The 18090-nt window shown below is 40.5% G+C and carries 17 protein-coding genes; 9 read left to right on the top strand and 8 right to left on the bottom strand.

Translation table 11 applies throughout. The features are described 5' to 3' along the window. Positions 1-89: 89 nt before the first annotated feature. Entirely contained in the window at positions 90-533 is a 444-nt protein-coding gene (locus BM021_RS01090) for a hypothetical protein (protein WP_143074270.1), read from the top strand. Positions 534-584: 51 nt separating this feature from the next. Here the strand turns inward: BM021_RS01090 and BM021_RS01085 are convergent, their stop codons facing one another. The 4 genes from BM021_RS01085 to BM021_RS01070 form a co-directional block, all read right to left on the bottom strand. Further along, on the bottom strand, positions 585-1301 hold the full coding sequence (locus BM021_RS01085; RefSeq protein WP_256207712.1) for a GGDEF domain-containing protein: 717 nt from the start codon (positions 1299-1301) through the stop codon (positions 585-587). 281 nt (positions 1302-1582) lie between these two features. Beyond that, positions 1583-3433, bottom strand: coding sequence for a GGDEF domain-containing protein (locus BM021_RS01080; protein ID WP_090717721.1), 1851 nt, complete (start codon positions 3431-3433; stop codon positions 1583-1585). Positions 3434-3507: 74 nt separating this feature from the next. Continuing rightward, positions 3508-4140 carry a response regulator gene (locus BM021_RS01075; protein ID WP_090717719.1) on the bottom strand — a complete coding sequence of 211 codons (633 nt, stop codon included), beginning with the start codon at positions 4138-4140 and terminating at the stop codon, positions 3508-3510. A gap of 14 nt (positions 4141-4154) precedes the next feature. Beyond that, entirely contained in the window at positions 4155-5714 is a 1560-nt protein-coding gene (locus BM021_RS01070) for a hybrid sensor histidine kinase/response regulator (protein ID WP_090717716.1), read from the bottom strand. Between the two features lie 289 nt (positions 5715-6003). Here BM021_RS01070 and BM021_RS16445 point away from each other — a divergent pair, with 289 nt between their 5' ends. The 7 genes from BM021_RS16445 (at position 6004) to BM021_RS01035 (ending at position 12103) form a co-directional block, all read left to right on the top strand. Continuing rightward, on the top strand, positions 6004-7470 hold the full coding sequence (locus BM021_RS16445; RefSeq protein ID WP_090717713.1) for a flagellin N-terminal helical domain-containing protein: 1467 nt from the start codon (positions 6004-6006) through the stop codon (positions 7468-7470). A 90-nt stretch (positions 7471-7560) separates the two neighbouring features. Next, positions 7561-7932 (top strand): flagellar protein FlaG, encoded by a 372-nt coding sequence (locus tag BM021_RS01060; protein WP_090717711.1) that lies wholly within the window; start codon positions 7561-7563, stop codon positions 7930-7932. A 34-nt stretch (positions 7933-7966) separates the two neighbouring features. Further along, positions 7967-9940: a flagellar filament capping protein FliD gene (gene fliD, locus BM021_RS01055; RefSeq protein WP_090717708.1), complete on the top strand. Its 1974-nt coding sequence runs from the start codon at positions 7967-7969 to the stop codon at positions 9938-9940. A 42-nt stretch (positions 9941-9982) separates the two neighbouring features. Beyond that, positions 9983-10390, top strand: a complete 408-nt coding sequence (gene fliS, locus BM021_RS01050; RefSeq protein WP_090717705.1) for a flagellar export chaperone FliS — start codon at positions 9983-9985, stop codon at positions 10388-10390. 39 nt (positions 10391-10429) lie between these two features. Then, positions 10430-10765, top strand: a complete 336-nt coding sequence (locus BM021_RS01045; protein ID WP_090717702.1) for a flagellar protein FliT — start codon at positions 10430-10432, stop codon at positions 10763-10765. Positions 10766-11010: 245 nt separating this feature from the next. Beyond that, a complete protein-coding gene (locus tag BM021_RS01040; protein ID WP_256207716.1) occupies positions 11011-11835 on the top strand; it encodes a flagellar hook-length control protein FliK in 825 nt (274 codons plus the stop codon). Then, positions 11822-12103, top strand: a complete 282-nt coding sequence (locus tag BM021_RS01035; RefSeq protein ID WP_090717698.1) for an EscU/YscU/HrcU family type III secretion system export apparatus switch protein — start codon at positions 11822-11824, stop codon at positions 12101-12103. Before BM021_RS01040 ends, BM021_RS01035 begins: the two co-directional genes overlap by 14 nt. A 59-nt stretch (positions 12104-12162) precedes the next feature. Here BM021_RS01035 and BM021_RS01030 read toward each other — a convergent pair whose 3' ends face one another. After that, positions 12163-13518: a porin gene (locus BM021_RS01030; protein WP_090717695.1), complete on the bottom strand. Its 1356-nt coding sequence runs from the start codon at positions 13516-13518 to the stop codon at positions 12163-12165. A 408-nt stretch (positions 13519-13926) separates the two neighbouring features. Here BM021_RS01030 and BM021_RS01025 point away from each other — a divergent pair, with 408 nt between their 5' ends. Continuing rightward, positions 13927-14349, top strand: a complete 423-nt coding sequence (locus BM021_RS01025) for a hypothetical protein (protein ID WP_090717693.1) — start codon at positions 13927-13929, stop codon at positions 14347-14349. Positions 14350-14414: 65 nt separating this feature from the next. Here BM021_RS01025 and BM021_RS01020 read toward each other — a convergent pair whose 3' ends face one another. The 3 genes from BM021_RS01020 to trbK form a co-directional block, all read right to left on the bottom strand. Next, the gene (locus tag BM021_RS01020; protein WP_256207711.1) at positions 14415-15743 is read right to left on the bottom strand and encodes a porin; all 1329 of its coding nucleotides are present in this window, start codon (positions 15741-15743) and stop codon (positions 14415-14417) included. Positions 15744-16513: 770 nt separating this feature from the next. Continuing rightward, positions 16514-17023: a DUF1269 domain-containing protein gene (locus BM021_RS01015; RefSeq protein ID WP_090717689.1), complete on the bottom strand. Its 510-nt coding sequence runs from the start codon at positions 17021-17023 to the stop codon at positions 16514-16516. 867 nt (positions 17024-17890) lie between these two features. Next, positions 17891-18076 (bottom strand): entry exclusion lipoprotein TrbK, encoded by a 186-nt coding sequence (gene trbK, locus BM021_RS01010; RefSeq protein WP_090717686.1) that lies wholly within the window; start codon positions 18074-18076, stop codon positions 17891-17893. Positions 18077-18090: the final 14 nt, after the last annotated feature.

Here is an 18090-nt window from a genome sequence, read left to right as displayed (position 1 = left end):
CTCAAATAACGATACAATTTAAATTGGAATCAGGAAAATTGCTTGCAAGTAATATCGCAACCGAAGAAATTCGAAAGGGAAAGCATGTCATGAAAATATTAATTAAGATTATATTGCTGATTATTGTTGCCATGCTACTGGGTTGTGCAGCATCTTCAGGAAATCATCAAGCGCCTTATATTTCCCCTATACAATTTCAAGCTTATAATTGTAATGAATTATTGGCAGAAATCGAGCGAATTCAGACCAGAGTTAGTCAATTGACAAGTAAATCAAACACCAAAACCCCAACTAATGATAAATGGATTCTCGGCTCAGATCTATCACTTTCCTGGGCTGCATTGTCTGCTTTGGGCGGAACTAAAGAACAAGAAGCCGAATATGCTCAATTGAAAAATGAATATGATGCGATCCAGCAATGGGCGGCCGCCAAAAAATGCCCTGGAGTAATTCCACCCCTCGATAAACCTCCTGAATTTGATCCCAACTTGGTGGAAGAACTTAGATCAGATAGGGCAACCAATCAGCAATAGCCCATAATAAATTTATCTGAGAAATATGGAATGATTAGCGCATCCCCCTGCTTATATTAATGCGGGAATTATGCGATTCTTCCCTGTACGTTTTGCTTGATAGAGCGCCCGATCAGCGCGGTTTATCACTGAATGTTGATGCTCGCCAAATGAACGCAGCGCAACTCCTGCACTAAATGTTATCGATATTGATCGTTCATCTATTTGAAGTAAACTATTTTTTATTAGGTTATTCTGTAATCGATGAACAATCGTTAATGCATCTTCTAACTCAACATCAGGCAATAAAATCACAAACTCTTCCCCACCAAAGCGCGCCACAGTATCAGAAGGACGTAATGTTTTCTTAGCAATAGTTACTAAATTAATTAATATATTATCTCCATAGGAATGACCCAATGTATCATTGATCTGTTTAAAGTTATCTAGATCAATCAAAACGACTCCCAATGACTGCGCATTTCGGTCAGCACGAGCTGCTTCTCGTTTAAAAATGTCATCTAATCCACGACGATTGAACGCACCGGTCATCTGGTCAATTTGTACAAGCTCTCTTAACTGCTCCAATTCATTTTTCAATGACTTAATTTTCTGCTCGGCACATTTTACCTGTTCCTGTGCAGTGAATATCTCATCACTAAGTTTCAACCCTTTAGTCATGGATAACACAATGTCAAGAATTCTAATAATCTCATCCGCACTACTTGTTTTGCGAATCTGTTCAGCATAACGCTCTACCTGCTTATAATAGTTTCCAGAATCAATCATGGGTTCCTGCTCAATTTTAATGACATCTGGTGATGATTTAACCAGTCTTAGCATTCTTGTTTGTTTTTGCTTAATAGCTTTGCCCCCAGCTTTACATCAAAGTGCCAGCCATGCCAGGTGGTATGATCGTTGGATTGCGAAGGAGAACCCATTCCGGTGCAGGCTGCCACGTAGCAAAGTTAGCAAAGCAAATCAGGAACAGATTGAATGAATAAAAAGGGGAATTGGTACTATTTACTGAAGAATATGATATTATTTATAATTAACAATCAGTTATAAAACTACTCAGCTGTGAGTATTTGATTTTTACCGCCCTTCTTGGCGCGATACAAAGCATTATCAGCGCGCTTAAAAATACTTACTTGTGCTTCTCCTGGTCGAAGTTGAGCCACTCCAGCGCTAAAAGTGATTAACAAGCGCTTATTCTCATGCATAAAGAACTTCCTGGTCAAATTACGCCGTATTCTGGATAAAATATGCACAGCCTCTTCAAGTTTTGTATTTGGCAGTAAAATGATAAATTCCTCACCACCATAACGCGACATAATATCTTCAGGTCGAGTCGTCTCTTTTACTGATTTAACTAAGTACACCAGTGCATCATCACCAACTTTATGGCCATGGGTGTCATTCAGCTGTTTAAAATTATCAATATCTAATAATGCAAAAGATAAAGGAGTCTGATGGCGAGCCGCATGGGAACTTTCGCGTTCAAAAGCATTATCAAAACCACGTCGATTCAGAATCCCAGTCAGGTGATCTTCGTGCACTTTCTCACCCATTTCCAACAACTCGGTTTCAAGCTGACTTATTTTATTCTGTGCCATGTAAACTTCTGCGCGAGCTGTCAGAAAGTCATTACGATAATTTAATGCGCTTTTCTGCATCTGCTTGGTTTCTTCCATAATTTCTACGAGAAATTGGTTGAGTACCTCTATATCATCAATTTGATTAATCTTTTCGGAGTAATACCCAAGTCTGGCATGATACTTTCCTGTTGAATTATACAGTTCTTCAATATTACTAATTAGGGAAGCTACCATTTGTTTCGTCATCAACTTAGCTTCATCCAAGCGCCGTTTTATGATCTTCTGCCGTTGGATGATTTCTTCGAGATAATGCTCAGCTTGCGCTATGTTTCGCAGACTCAATGGTTGAGCTATTTCTTCCTTTAGCATAAGGATCTTACTTTTAAGCCACTGATCTTCTGAGAGTAAATAATTAGCATTATTTATCAGCAAATTCAGCAACCTCAACAAACCTTGTTGCAACTTGACATCATTCTCACCCAGTAAATCAAATTTAAGGCAAAACTCTTTAAAATTAGAAATCCATTGCTTAATTCCTTGTTCATCTTGAATTTTTTTTAATTGCTGTGTCAGTGCTTTGGCTTCTTCGGCCAAAACAATATTATCCATTTGAGAATCAGCAAATTTTTCTAGCACGTACACCTGCAGCTCCAGTAATTGATTAATAAAACGAATGGTCGCATGATATTTCCCCGATTCAGCTTTATCTACATACCAATTCTGAACTGATTGATTATTCTGATCAGTGAATGATGAGATTTCTTCTAAATGATCAATCTGTATTCGAGAAGATTCTGATGACTTTCTCCATGAGTCAATTAAAGTTTCTAACTTGATATATAACTGCTTTGGATCTTGAGAAAATTTTTTAAGGACGTGATTAAGAGCTACTCGCTTTTTTGCAATCGTTAAAGTACCGTGGTTGTTCTCCAATTGTTTTAATAAGGCTTCTATCAAGCTTCCCCACGGAGCGATAGCTTCAGGAACTATATTGCCAGGCGCTATAAGCTTATTTTCTGGAGTAAATTCAGTTTCTATAAAATTAATGAACACAGCTTTATAGTTATACCAATTCTTAGCCTCTAACGCTTGCTCTAAGGCGCTAGCATATTTGGATAAATTGGGTGTATGTCGTGGAAATACGGATATTAATTCCTCCAAAACTTTTGCAGTGCTTTCAGAAATGGTATTTTCTGATTTACCCGCAATTTGATTGTAGACTCTGTGATAGTTTTCAGGTGTGGGAGGAATCTTAAGTAACGAAAGCTGCTGCAATGTTTCGCGAGCAAGCATTAAAGGAGTAAGGTTCCTATCTTGACTCATGGACGTAATTGAAATAGATCATCTCCTATAAAAAATAAAAAATCTTGTCAATTGGAACAAATTCAGCACCAAACTTAATCAACTAATTTATTTTTTATAGCGTAACGGATTAATTCTGAATTATTTGTTAGCTTCAGCTTTTCTAACAAACGTGCACGATAAACACTGACAGTCTTCGGGCTTAGAAACATCTCGGCTGATATTTCGGACAAGGTTCTACCTGCGGCAATAAAACATAACGTTTGATATTCCCGATCAGATAGTGTGGTATAAAGTGGTTTATCGGCATCAATGCTAAGAGTGTTAGCAAGTTCCTGAGCAACAGCTGAGCTAACATACTTATCACCCCCTGCAACTTGGCGAATAGCCACAACAAGCTGTGATGGCGCGCTTTGCTTATTTAAATAACCAGCTGCCCCTGCCTTTAACGCACGAATTGCAAATTCGTGCTCATCGTGCATACTGAGCATTAAAACTGCGAGATTTGGCTTGTCCTTCTTTATCTGCTTCAGTATCTCGATACCATTCCTATCCGGTAAAGAAATATCTAATAACATCACATTGAAGTGGTGCTGCCGTGCAACTTTGATAGCTTGAAATCCCGTCTCTGCTTCGCCTGTTACCTGAATATCATCTGTTTCGCTGAGTATCTGTTTCAAACCTTGACGAACAATTGCATGATCATCAGCAATCATTACATTTATCATGTACATCTCTCCAGCTATTCAGAACGCGAAACACTCTTTTTATCATAGGATGGAGTTTTAAATTTATTTTTTAAACTGACCACCTGCCCAGTCTGTTGCTCCAGATCTCCAGTAGGAATAAGAATAGTTACTTTAGTGCCCTTTTCTGGATCTCCAGAAATATAAAAATTTCCTCTCAATTGTTGGCAACGTTCGCGCATACCCCGAATTCCAAAAGAATCTCGCTTCTCCATATCGGTATGGGTAATTCCACATCCATTATCGATTACTTCGAGAAGAATTAGCTTATCCAATTCCAAAAGTTTTACTTGAACTCGAGAGGCATGAGCATGTTTAGAAATATTCGTCAGTGTTTCCTGGAAAATGCGAAAAATTGCTATAGCTAAATCCGAATCTAAAGATATTTCATCATTTTCACATGATACTTTGCACGTAATACCTGTGCGATCACTAAACTCTTTCGCCTGCCATTGCACAGCCGCAACGATACCGCAATCCAGAATACCCGGTCGTAAATCGAGTGAAATTCGTCGCGTGCTATCAATTACTCGATCCACCAGAGATTCTATAGATTTCATTTTTTGTTGATAAAATTCAGGTTTTCTTGGCATTGTATCCATACAAGGAAATAACTCGTATTTAATCGCAGTTAATGTTCCTCCAATATCATCATGAATCTCTCGTGCAATTCGAGCGCGCTCTTGCTCCTTAATTTTTTGCAAATAAGAAGATAACTCGGCTAATTGCTCACGTGAACGCGCAATCTCACGCTCGGCTAACTTATTTCGCGTAATATTAATCATGATACCATCCCATATTGTCACACTATTCGATACCCTCCTGGGAGTTGCACGTAAGCTAATCCATTTGATATCACTATCACCTTTTACTTGAATGCAACCTTCCCAGTTCCAGGTTGAAAGCTGTTCAGCGGATATCATCATTAATTGATAATAAGACTCCCTGTCATCTGCCAGAATCAATTCGGGGAATAAGCTTGGATTATCCATAAGTCTACGGGGAATCAACCCCAACAGTGTTTCACTGGCATCACTCACATAAGGGAAACTCGTCTGATTATCAGCAGTTGTTAACACAAATTGAAAAACAACACCGGGAAGGTTAGACGTTATTGCCTGAAAAAGTGTTTCGCTTTTTTGTAGCGCGCTTTGCGTAATCCTAAATTGCTGATAATTTCCTGCTTCATGCTGGCTACGTCGTATGGCTGGCACCAATCTGGCGAGATTTTTTTTCATCATAAAATCATAGGCACCTGAGGCCATGATATGCCCCGCCGCTTCTTCGCCTATCTGACTGGATACGATTATCAGAGGGATATCCAGTTCCTGGTCTTTTAGGGCATTCAAAACATCCTGCGCAGTGAGTTGTGGTAAATCGTCCGACAAGACTACATCCCAATCTCGAGTTAAGAGTGCATCACGCAGGGCACTAATCGTTGAAACACACAAGCAATCGGGCTGGAATCCGCCTCGAGTCAGTATCTGCAATATCCGATCACCATCTTCTTCAGAACATTCAACCATCAATACTTTCAATTTCTCTTCATTGACCATCTCAGCACCCTGCGCGAAGCCAATAAACCTCTAGAATTATTCCCACTAACTGACTGAATTTTTATCTCATTTTACAAGATAATTCTATGAGAAAGAAAGAATTTCCAGCACCTACAGATGACACAAGCTCATAAATTTGACAAAAATCATGAAACATAAAAATCCTAAACTTTCCAAATCGATGTCCGATAACTGCAAGCAACGGCGGTTATAAACCTTCTTGGATTGCAGGGAAAACCAACGGAATCGGCAATCAGGCCAAGCACATTGTTATTAAAGGAGAACCCAAATGCCACAAATTATTAACTCTAATGTAGCTTCATTAAATGCACAACGTAATTTAAATACCTCTCAATCATCATTAAATACATCTCTGACTCGCTTGTCATCTGGTTTGCGTATTAACAGTGCCAAAGATGACGCTGCTGGTCTGGCGATTTCAGAAAGAATGACTGCGCAAATTCGCGGTTTAAATCAAGCTGCCCGCAACGCTAATGACGGTATCTCACTAGCGCAAACCGCTGAGGGTGCGCTAGGCGAAATCGGTAATAACTTGCAGCGCATCCGTGAATTGGCTGTACAATCCGCCAATGCATCTAACAGCACCAGTGATCGTGCTTCACTACAAGCGGAAGTTGCACAATTGTCTTCCGAAATCACTCGAGTTGCCAGTCAAACCCAATTCAACGGCTTAAATCTACTAGATGGTTCTTTTCAAAATCAGAGTTTTCAGGTTGGTGCCAATGCCAATCAGACCATCGATATTACATCCATTAGAGATGCACGTGCGAGCGCCTTAGGTAGTCATACCTTAGCAACTGCCGGTACAGCCATGAATACCGTCGTTGTCGATACAGCAGCCAATACTACTGCAAATGGTAATGGTGTTACTGTTGAAGCTGATCTTGCATTAACTACCGATAAGGGCACGGTAAGCAATATCTCATATGCTGCAGACTCAGATGCGGCTGATATCGCTAGCGCCATCAATACAGCAGCTTCTGGTATCGGCATTACCGCCACTGCATCCAACAGTACCACATTGGATACAGTCAGCGCAGCAGGAGACATTACATTTAACTTAAACGGTACAGCGATTTCTGCCACTATTACAGCCACTAATGATTTGAGCGCCTTAGCAGCAGCTATCAATGGATCGCAATCCAGTACAGGAGTTACTGCGTCGTTTACGACCGTAGGTGATAAGTCATCACTTACTCTGAGTACTACTGATGGCCGGGATATTGTCCTGGATACTTATGCTAATACCGGTGCTGCCGGCGCAACTGTATCAATCGGTGGTTCAACAGTAACAGAAGGCGGTACTGATTCTGCTACAGTAACGGGCTCGGTAAACCTCACGAGTTCTCAAGGGCAAATTATCACAACCACCGCAAATGCTGATGTTTTTGCTGTTGCAGGGACTAATATAAGCTCTTTCCAGTCGGTTGCCCTGCAAGATGTTTCTACTGCAGCCGGGGCACAAAATGCTATTGAAGTGTTGGATGCTGCCTTGAGTCAAATCAACAGTGCACGTGGTGATCTGGGTGCAATTCAAAATCGTTTCAGCTCAACCATTGCAAATCTGCAAAGTTCCGCTGAAAATCTTTCAGCTTCGCGCAGTCGCATTCAGGACGCAGACTTTGCGGCTGAAACAGCCAACATGACACGCGGGCAAATTCTACAGCAAGCAGGTGTAGCGATTCTTGCACAAGCAAACTCATTACCCAATAATGTTCTCTCACTGTTGCGTTAGGCAATTCGTATCAAATAATCAAGCATTAAATAAAGCTGATGAATGCGGGATCATAAAAATTTTTCCGCATTCCTCAACTAAGGAGTCTTAATGAGTATCAATCAGTTAAATGGAACTGACGCATTTTTAATGCCTTCAGCAACAGTATCAGGAACTCAAAAAACATCTATGCCTGATACAGATGTCATCTCAACACCTGCTTCAACTATACGACCCAAGATTGGCAATAAACCAGAATCAGAAGAACAAATCAAACAGGCTGTTCAGAGAATTCAAGAAGCGGTGAACAATTTGGCACATAATCTGCATTTCTCAATTGATGAAGATACCGGCAGAACGGTCATTAAAGTAATGGATGCTCACACTGAAGAAGTCATCCGACAGATTCCGACAGAAGAAGCGATTGAAATAGCTCGCACTTTAGATAAAGTTCAAGGGCTGCTATTCAGCGATAAAGCATAATCAAATGCTAATCTAACAAAGGCAGGACTTAGAAATGCTTTCATCACCAGGAATTGGATCAGGTTTAGATGTTAATGGTATTGTTAGTCAATTAATGACCTTAGAACGTCGCCCTCTAACATCTCTCGATAGTAAAGAGGCTAAACAGCAAGCTCAATTAACTGCTTTTGGTAGCCTGAAAGGAGCACTATCTTCATTTCAAAATAGTCTTGCTGCACTAACCAGTCCGGCAAAATATACCGCTATAACAGCCAGTCTGGGAGATACCACCCTGGCGAATGTGAATGCAACATCAGCTGCGGTCACAGGAAGTCATTCGGTGGAGATTCAGACCCTCGCACAATCTCAGAAATTAAAATCTGCTAACTTTACCACTACCAGTACTACCATTGGTAGTGGCACCATAACCATACAATTTGGTACTTACAGTGGTGGTACATTTACCCTTAATCCAGATAAAGCTGCTCAATCAATCACCATTTCTTCTAATAATTCATCACTGGCCGGCATCCGCGATGCAATCAATCTGGCCAATGCTGGAGTCACTGCCAGTATTGTGAACGATGGTACGGGCAATCGTTTAGTGATTACTTCAAGCGATACCGGTTTAAGTAACGCTTTAAAAATAACTATAACCGACGCTGATTCCAATCATATTGATAACTCAGGATTATCTCAGCTTGCTTATGATGCATCGACAGGTGGCACAACTAACCTTACTGAGACTGTAGCTGCCAGCAATGCCACCTTAGTCATCGATGGCATTCCAATCAGCAAAGCGTCCAATAAAATCACAGATGCCCTTGAGGGCGTCACGTTAGATTTGCTAAAAACAAATTCGGGCAGTACCACAACTTTAAATTTGTCTCGAGACACAGCAAGTATTCAAGGTGCAGTTTCATCGTTTGTGAAAGCTTTCAATGATCTGAACAAAACTATCATCGATCTTTCAAAATACGACGCAACCACAAGACAAGCATCTATTTTAACAGGTGATTCAACAGTTCGATCCATTCAAACAAAAATACGCAGTGCAATCTCTGATCCGTTGGCTACCGCAAGCGGTGACCCAAGTACTTTATCGGAAATAGGTGTCTCTTTCCAAACAGATGGAACACTTAAATTTGACTCAACCAAACTTGCCAGCGTACTGAATGACCCAGCAAAGGATATTTCAGCACTATTTGCTTCCATTGGAAAAACCACTGACAACCAAGTCTCTTTTGTCAGTGCAAGTCCCGAAACGGTTGATGGCAAATATTCACTGAATATCAGCCAAATTGCGACACAAGGTACTGCAGTTGGTAACACTTCGGCTGCACTTACCATCAATTCCGGCATCAATGATACCCTAGATCTTACTATCGACGGTGTAAGTGCCAGCATAACACTTACAGCAGGAACTTATACGGCGACCTCATTAGCAGCTGAAATTCAGTCAAAGATTAATGGTGAGCCAACAATCTCCTCAGCTGGTATCAAGGTTACCGTGAGTGAAGCTGCTGGTAAGTTAACCATTACTTCCAATCAATACGGTTCTGCATCCACTGTATCGATTACGGGAGGAAATGGTAAGTTGGATTTATTTGGCACACCGGTTGAAACGAGCGGTGTGGATGTAGCAGGTTCGATGAATGGCGTAACTGCTACTGGCTCTGGTCAAACTTTAACTGGCGCTGCCGATAGTAGCGGATTAGTCCTGAAGATCACTGGCGGTAGCACAGGTGCTAGGGGAGATATCGATTTTGCACATGGCTTTGCAGCAAAATTAGATCAGTTATTGGAAGAGATACTGGATGATCGTTTAATTGATAGTCGTATTGACGGCATTAATTCTTCAATTAAAGATATTGATGCTCAACGTGAAACTCTGAACCGTCGCCTTGTAGATGTAGAAAGACGTATTCGTGCGCAATTTACCGCGCTTGATTCAATGATTGCCGGCATGACTCAAACCAGCAACTTCTTGCAACAACAATTATCCAGACTTCCTGGTACAAATAACTAGCCTATGAACCAAGCTCTTCAATAGATAAAATAGGAATATAAAATGTATGCTGCCATGAATAACGCGATTTCTGCTTATCAGAAAATAGGTGTTGAAACAGGTGTTGAAACAGCTGACCCACATCAGCTTATTCTGATGCTGTTCGAAGGTGCACAAGAAGCTTTAGCAAAAGCCAAAATGCATATGCAACATCATGAAATTGCTGAAAAAGGACAGATGATTTCAAAAGCGATCATGATCATTGATCACGGCTTAAAAGCAAGTTTGGATATGAATGCAGGCGGTGATTTAGCAGTAAAACTCCAAGCACTCTACGATTATATGACACATCGATTATTGATAGCCAATATCCAAAATAACCTTGAGATAGTTAATGAAGTTAATAAAATTTTATCCGAATTATATGATGCCTGGAAGAGTATTGGGAAAGATAATAAACTCAAACTGTAACCGCAATCCAAATTAATATTAACAAGAGCATGTATAAGAATGGATGATATACAAACGATTATGACTTATAAAGCTATTCTAACAACTACCGGTAAGATGTTAATAGCTGCACAGAATAATGAATGGGATGAATTGATATCTTTAGAACAAGAATGTAGGCGGCTGGCCGAAATTCTCACAAAGGAAGATCCAGAACCTATATTAGATAAAGAGCTATTACAAAAGAAAGTAAAAATAATTCATCAAATATTAAATGATGATGCTCAAATTAGAGCAATTACCGAACCCTGGATGATGCGATTACAGGATTTGCTAAGCACCAGTGAGCGCACACGTAATCTTCAACAAACATATCAACTCATTGGCAATACATAGAGTCATGATATGTTGATCTGGGAAGTATAACAAAAGATAATTGAATTGTCGTGATCTCAGCTATAGCCAGAACTGACTTAATTACATCTCTAACTCAAATAAATTCTGGTATACCAGTAACAGCAATTTTAGATTCGCAGAATTCTTTAGTTGAATTTGAACAAGGCAATAAATATCAAGCATCTGTTGAAGCGCGATTAGTTAACGGTAGCGCCAGGGTTTTAGTTGCAGATCAGTTCTTGCAAATGCATCTTCCAGAAAAATTCCAACCCGGCAACAAACTGGAGCTCGTCTTTCTATCCAGCGAACCGAAGCTAAAGTTTCTTATCCTAGGTGAAGCCCCATTTGAGAAAATCAAAGAAAATAATGCATCAATCAGCGCTACCGGACGTTTTTTAGGTGTTTTGCTGCAGGATGCTTTAAAGCATGCATCGACAAGCACAACCCAATCGCTTACAAGCTCTTCTCCAATTCTGACTGGAATGCTAATAAATAGCAGTGAATTATCTGGTTTATTGCAAAAAGCGATTGTTCAAAGTGGTTTATTTTATGAATCGCATCAGGCCCAATGGATTAATGGAAAAAAGACACTTGAGAATTTGCACCAGGAACCTCAGAATAAATTAATGTCGGTAACAGTTGATTCTACTGCTGCAAAAGCAAATTTGCCCGCTTTGCCCGGCCCTGACATGCCGATCAATGCTCAAAATATTCCTTTGGTACTGCAGCAATTAAATATTCTAGAAACCGGCCATCTGTTCTGGCATGGAGAAGTCTGGCAGAACCAGTCGATGCAATGGGATATTTATGAGCGATTCCATGGCAGCCGAGAGAATGTGCCTGATTCAGTCATTCAATGGCATACACAGATACGTCTATCCATGCCCAAACTCGGTGATATCACAGCCAGAATTACCTTGAATGCTCAGGGTATTCATATTAAATTAGATGCCTCACAGCTAGAAACTGCAAGTTTATTGAGGAATAATCAACTTCCCCTCGCAACTGATATGCAATCAGCCGGGTTAACTATTCAATCCATAGAGGTTCAACACGATAGTGGAAAATGAATCTTACCTCAGCGCAGTTGCAGTTGCACTTGCTTATCGGGAAGGTCAGGTAGCGCCCAAAGTGGTTGCAAAAGGCCGTGGTCTTATTGCTCAGGAAATTATTAAACGTGCAAAAGAAGCCGGAATTTATGTTCATGCATCAAATGAATTAGTTTCATTACTGATGCAGATCAATCTCGATGATCGTATTCCACCACAACTTTATGTTGCAGTTGCTGAGTTATTAGCATGGTTGTACCACCTGGATCAGAATGGAACAAAACCTTAGGTTATATTGGATAAAACAAAGCTTGTAAATTTGCTTACCTGAATTTTAGAATAGAATCATCAAAAAGGCAGTATAAAATCAAGAGAAAACAGAATCTGATCTTTATTGCCACCAAATGGCCTGTAAGCAGGTGCGCGGTAGGCATCGACTCTATCATAACGAATATTTGGGCGAATATTGAGCTTCTTTAAAAAGTCCCATTTAAGTTTCAGTGTCTTGGCCGCTTTCCAGTTTAATCCTATCGTTGCGGCATAATAGTCTGCCGGCGTAATCGTGACGCTACTGAGATCACCTGCATAACTTACGGCTGTACCGTTCACATGATTGGTAGCAGCGGCTACTCGAAACGGGGATGGATTACGAAAACCTGCTTCATCACGATACCACTCCCCCCGGACACCTGCTGATAAATTATCCGTCAAATCATGGTACAAATGTACGATAGCGCTAAACCATTCCGCATCTTTCGTTACATTCGTGTATTTCAGGTTGTTTAGTAAAACTCCACCTGCGTGCCCATACACATGGTGTAAAACTAATAGAGTTTTAGGCGTAATCCTGTGTTGCAACACAGCGTTATAAAATCCCCATATTTCGCTACTTCGAGTGGAAATTTCACCATAGGTGCCAGAAAAGTGAAATGAGGTAGCCTGACTATCACTTGTCCAGGTAAAACCAGCCAGCCCGCTCCAGTTTCCGAGTTGTTTATCCCAACCTCCGTCCCAGCCACCATTGGCACTGCCCGTAAGAGGCCCTCCTAAGATTAGCCAGTTCTGGTTAATTTTATAGTTTGCCAGCATACCAGTATGCGTAAAAGGTTCACCGACATTTAATGTATAAGCGCGTGTGTAGAAAAAATTATCAGGTGCTGGAACAGTTTCAAAACCTGTTGGAGTATAGAAGTGGCCTAACTTGACGTTGAGCCCATTGCCAACTGGCACATACGTTTCCAGATAAGCCTGTGGAAGAGCAATTCCGTAAGTTTTTGTGGAAGCACAACATAAATCGAGATCCCAGTTACTCCTTTTCAGCGGTTCTCCCGTATTCACGTCAAAGGCTGGCACACCAAAAGCTTGTGTAAATATCGCATCAGTTCCAAACATGAAATCGAAGCGCCCACCAAAATCCCATACCCTACCTTCTGAAACGACCGGACGTCGCATAAATAAATTCAATTGGTTCAATTGAAACCGGTTAGCCTGATCAGCAAAAATAACCGGACCATTAAACCCATTAGACTGACTGGGATTAAGAGTAGCACCGCCATGAATCCAGCCACCGAACTCTAGTCTACTATTGCTAAATAATCTTCTAAGATTATTAGCGTAAATATTGTCTGAATCTATTGTAAAAATTATTACACTGCTTGTAATGGCAAATAATAGCCACCTTGTAAGTTTCACGATACCTTGCATTTCGGGATTATTTTGAAGAAAAGAAGTGGATGCTATGTCAACATTGGTTCTTGTTTGTTTGATTCTTCATGCTGTGTAACTAAAGTGTTTTATAGAGGAAGCTCGTGATTATAAATGCTTTAACGAAACATTCCCATCGACGTGCTTCATCTAGACAGTAAGAATCTTCAGTACCGCTAAATCACAACTTATCACTCAGATAGCTCAGTTGCTTGGCTACTTCACCAAAATCAGTACCCTCTGCAAGACCATGTTCATTAAAAAACAGCTGAGTTATCTTAATATTACATGCATAATGGTTAATGGTTTCCATTAATAAAAAACAATGGTTTTCCCAATATACACGTTGTGCTGACCGAATTAAGATGATGCCATTCGTTTTATTTTAGGATGATGGAGGTACTCATCATGAAAGCAATAAAATTTTTATTATTGTTGCTTGTATTCACCGTATTAACCTCCTGCGCACAAATGAGTTCATCTGTAATTGCACCGATTGGAATTGCTGATAATGATCACGAAGCTTTGGTGAATTACTACGAAAACTTAGCTAAGGAAGCAAAAATAAGACTGCAAGCGAACAAAAAAATACTGGAGGCATACGAAGCGCGTCCTTATTACTATGGTAGACAAGGCCTGGATCTGCCATCACATACTTCGGCGAATATCCGTGCCTATGAAAAAACTGTGAGACAGAGCCTGAAATATGCTGATCTTCATAGAAGGATGGCACTTGAACAAAAAAATAGTCAACTCAGTCAAGCAGAAGCCAGCCTGGATTCCGACTTCACTATGGAAAAACCAGAGCATTCTGGCAACAAGGGGCTTTGAAAAGAGCTGAGCAACCGCCAAACTGAAATTGGTGGTTGCCACTTTTCAATTGCTCACTTCATCTTTCAAAAAGGCAGCACAAAATCAAGCGAGAATAAAATCTGATCCTTGTTGCCGGCAAATGGCCGATAGGCAGCGGCATGATAGGCATCGACTCTGTCATAACGGATATTTGAACGAATATTGAGTTTTTTTATGGCATCCCATTTAAGTTTCAGTGTCTTGGCTGCTTTCCAGTTTATGCCGACAGTCGCTACATAATAGTCGGCCGGTGTAATAGTGACACTACTAAGACTGCCTGCATAACTGTCCGGGATACCATTCACAATATTAGTAGCCGCTGCAATTCGGAAAGGGGACGGATTACGAAAACCTTCTCGGTCACGAAACCACTCTCCCCTCGCCCCTAACGATACATTCTCTGTAAGATCGTAGTATAAATGCGTAACGAAACCAATCCATTGCGCATCCTTTACCTCATTGGTGTATTTTAGATTATTCAATAAAACATTATCAGCAAAACCATGGACATAGTGTAAAACTAACTGGGTTCTAGGATTGATTCTTTGCTGAAACACGATGTTATACATTCCCCACGGCTCATTGCTTCGTACAGAAGTTTCGCCATATGTGCCAGTAATGTTCAATGAAGTGGCATGGCTATCGCTGGTCCAGGTAATGCCGAAAACTCCACCCCAATTACCCAACTGTCTATTCCATCCCCCATCCCAGCCGCCAGTAGCACTGCCGGTAACAGCGCTACCAAGAACCGACCAATTATTATTAATGGTATAGTTTGCCTGTAAACCAGTATGTGTAAAGGGTTCACCAGCATTAAAAGAATAAGCGCGCGTGTAAAAAAAATTATCTGGCGCGGGAATTGTTTCAAAACCGGTCGGAGAATAAAAATGTCCCGCCTTGAGATTAAGTCCATTTTTACCAATCGGCACATGTGCTTCCAGATAGGCTTGCGGAAGCGCGATACCATAGGTTTTCGTGGAAGCGCAACATAAGTCAAGATCCCAGTTATTTCTTTTTAATGGTTCTCCGGAATTCACATCGAAAGTCGGAACACCAAATGCTTGAGTGAAAATAGCATCTGTGCCAAACAAAAAATCGAAGCGCCCACCTAAATCCCATTTACTGGTTTCAGATATAACCGAACGTTGCAGAAACAAATTAAATTGATTTAATTGAAAACGGTTAGCCTGATCAGCAAAAGCAACCGGACCATTGAATCCGTTCGTCTGACTAGGGTTAAAAGTTGCACCGCCATGAATCCAGCCACCGAATTCTATTCGATTGTCTTTAACAAGTTTTTTTAAAGTATTCGCATGAAGATTGACTGGATAAATAGTAAAAAAAAGCGTACTGCCTATTATGGCAAATAACATCCATTTTGAATATTTCATCTTTGAGTGACGATAAGGGGATCCGTTGTTAAATGGGCAACATCCGCCAAAGTTATTGAACCGCTTGCAACTGTCGCCAGTCTAAAACCAGAACCTGTGAACTTTCATAGACTTATATGATCCATAAGCCTGACTCTCTCTTGACTGAGGAAAGCAAGACTGGATATAGCCAAATGTTAGGTTTAAGTTTCTGATATAGCATCATAAAAATGAAAAGCTAAGGTATCGGGAGTATAAGACATTCATGTTCAACCATATATTGTTGTTCGTTTATTTAATTGTTTCGGAATTATGCCAGTGCTAGCGTAAAGCATGCATTGGATGTTTAGTTTTCCAGGGAATGAATGCTAAATTATTCTGACTCTTTTATCCATATGTTGCAGATAAATTCGTAGCACGCAAGGTTTATCAGGACCGGATAAATCTTAGAGATTTCTTTTACAGCTTAAGCAAAACACCGTTGAGATCTCTGGTCCGATTATGTAGGCGCCGACACGGCGATAAAAGCTTTATCACCTCGTACAGTCAGTTCAATTCAATTGAACAATGAAGGGTTTCTCAAGCAAATACTGATATTGATTCACAGCAAAACCCAGGTTTGGTTAATAAAAGTAGCCAAACCTGGTCCGACCAAGACTAAATACATTGAACTTCCTAATGGCACACAGCCATGAACATGCTATTTTCTGGATATTTGCATCAGCATAAGCTCCATAAATAACAGTTAATCAAATTAACAGGAGAGCCTTTCTTTAGGGAAACGCAGGCACTCTAGGCTCTGTGCTTTCAACTTCCACTTCAGGTAAATGTTGTTTTATACGCTCCTCGATTTCATGCACTCGATCTGCTGATACATCAACCAGAACTAAGAAATGACCAGCTTCAATTGCATCCTCAAACTCTTTAATTCGTCTGCTACCCGTACTCACACCTATCAGAGCGCTTGCCCATGCTCCAATACCCGCGCCTGCAAGTGTGGTCGCCAGCAAAACACCTCCAGCTACAACCGTTGATGCGGGAGGGAGGATAATTGCAATCAAACCGGCGAGCATACCGGTTGTTCCCCCGACCGCCAAGCCCTGTTCTACTGCCGGAATAAAGTCAGTTCTCTGTAATAAGCTGGCCTCTGGCAACTCTTCAAGCGGCGTACCGCGTTTCGCAATCACATGGATATGCCTTTCCTCGATTCTTGCCGCCAGTAAGTCGTCTACGATGCGTTTGGTAACAGTGATGTCAGGAACAAGAAAATAAATTCGTCGCATGATAATCTCCTTAAAATTGTGTATTAACACTACTACTAAATAAGATGAGTAAAATTTTATTTCTCATCTCACTAGTTAGTTATAACTGATAAAGATATATAAGGATATGTTTCCTTGCATAATAATTATCTTATGCCTTTCGCTCTATCTCAGTCAGTTAAATCTTCTAAGTTTACGCTTTGCCTTACTTTTTACTTGTTAGAGATCCTAAAAATGCTGCTATTCAGATTTGGAATCATTCGAGCTGATGCTCAGTCATCCATAATTTAAGAATAGCAATTAACAAATCGATTGTATACCTATAGTTCGCGTTTCTTATATTCTCCATTACGGAGGTTGTTACTGAACACTTCTGCTATGGTCTTGGCACAGTGAAGAATAATCTGCCAAGGTTCAATTAATAATGGAAAACAAATCGAGTTAAAAGGCTCTGCAGTTTTTAATTTCCTGTTGCCTACTCGCAAAAGCAACTTTTTAACTCCGATCCTGATTCGCTGCCACTAACTCGGACTGTACAGAAAGAAAATTACTGGTCAAACTACGCTCCAGCAAGCGATGTGATAGCTGCTATGTTAACTCTGGATGATTTTAAGAGTGAGATTAGTTAGCATACTGATCCTAAGATATCCCAGCCGAGTGCGACAGATTTCTGAGTTTATCCTGATGCCACTCGACATTAGAGTGGCATCGTCTAAAAAACTTATCGTAATAGTCTTTGACAGCAATTACGTTTAACTCTCCGGCTTGTTTTAAGCTTCCTATCACTCATCCGGTTTTGGATAATGAAGTACCAAAATGTTCCTTATTCATGATAATAGCTCTAATACCTTAGATGGGACTAGACTTGCATTTAAATTAATTAACTTTCTATTTCTCTTCCCCAGATTTGCATTTATCAATGAATGCTTGCCGTTCAGCTTCGCTGCTGAAAGTCGGAAGCACCTTCTCCATTCCAGAAGGTGAACAATTTATCGAATTTGGTTCGGGAGCCCCGCCACAACTGATCAAAGCGGCACTAAAGCCTAGTATGAATATAATATACTTGGAATTCATTATAAAATCTCTCT

This window comes from Nitrosomonas sp. Nm166 (genome assembly GCF_900112825.1).
Taxonomy (GTDB): domain Bacteria; phylum Pseudomonadota; class Gammaproteobacteria; order Burkholderiales; family Nitrosomonadaceae; genus Nitrosomonas.
The sequence above is the reverse complement of the archived record's forward strand: the minus strand, read 5'-3'. Positions and strand labels throughout refer to the sequence as shown.

Coding starts and splice junctions, on each gene's coding strand:
- BM021_RS01030 (WP_090717695.1), bottom strand. CDS start 13,518: ATGCAAGGTATCGTGAAACTTACAAGGTGGCTATTATTTGCCATTACA.
- BM021_RS01020 (WP_256207711.1), bottom strand. CDS start 15,743: ATGTTATTTGCCATAATAGGCAGTACGCTTTTTTTTACTATTTATCCA.
- BM021_RS01045 (WP_090717702.1), top strand. CDS start 10,430: ATGGATGATATACAAACGATTATGACTTATAAAGCTATTCTAACAACT.
- BM021_RS01025 (WP_090717693.1), top strand. CDS start 13,927: ATGAAAGCAATAAAATTTTTATTATTGTTGCTTGTATTCACCGTATTA.
- BM021_RS16445 (WP_090717713.1), top strand. CDS start 6,004: ATGCCACAAATTATTAACTCTAATGTAGCTTCATTAAATGCACAACGT.
- trbK (WP_090717686.1), bottom strand. CDS start 18,076: ATGAATTCCAAGTATATTATATTCATACTAGGCTTTAGTGCCGCTTTG.
- BM021_RS01040 (WP_256207716.1), top strand. CDS start 11,011: ATGCATCTTCCAGAAAAATTCCAACCCGGCAACAAACTGGAGCTCGTC.
- BM021_RS01085 (WP_256207712.1), bottom strand. CDS start 1,301: ATGATTGATTCTGGAAACTATTATAAGCAGGTAGAGCGTTATGCTGAA.
- BM021_RS01070 (WP_090717716.1), bottom strand. CDS start 5,714: ATGGTCAATGAAGAGAAATTGAAAGTATTGATGGTTGAATGTTCTGAA.
- BM021_RS01075 (WP_090717719.1), bottom strand. CDS start 4,140: ATGATAAATGTAATGATTGCTGATGATCATGCAATTGTTCGTCAAGGT.
- BM021_RS01060 (WP_090717711.1), top strand. CDS start 7,561: ATGAGTATCAATCAGTTAAATGGAACTGACGCATTTTTAATGCCTTCA.
- fliS (WP_090717705.1), top strand. CDS start 9,983: ATGTATGCTGCCATGAATAACGCGATTTCTGCTTATCAGAAAATAGGT.
- BM021_RS01015 (WP_090717689.1), bottom strand. CDS start 17,023: ATGCGACGAATTTATTTTCTTGTTCCTGACATCACTGTTACCAAACGC.
- fliD (WP_090717708.1), top strand. CDS start 7,967: ATGCTTTCATCACCAGGAATTGGATCAGGTTTAGATGTTAATGGTATT.
- BM021_RS01090 (WP_143074270.1), top strand. CDS start 90: ATGAAAATATTAATTAAGATTATATTGCTGATTATTGTTGCCATGCTA.
- BM021_RS01080 (WP_090717721.1), bottom strand. CDS start 3,433: ATGAGTCAAGATAGGAACCTTACTCCTTTAATGCTTGCTCGCGAAACA.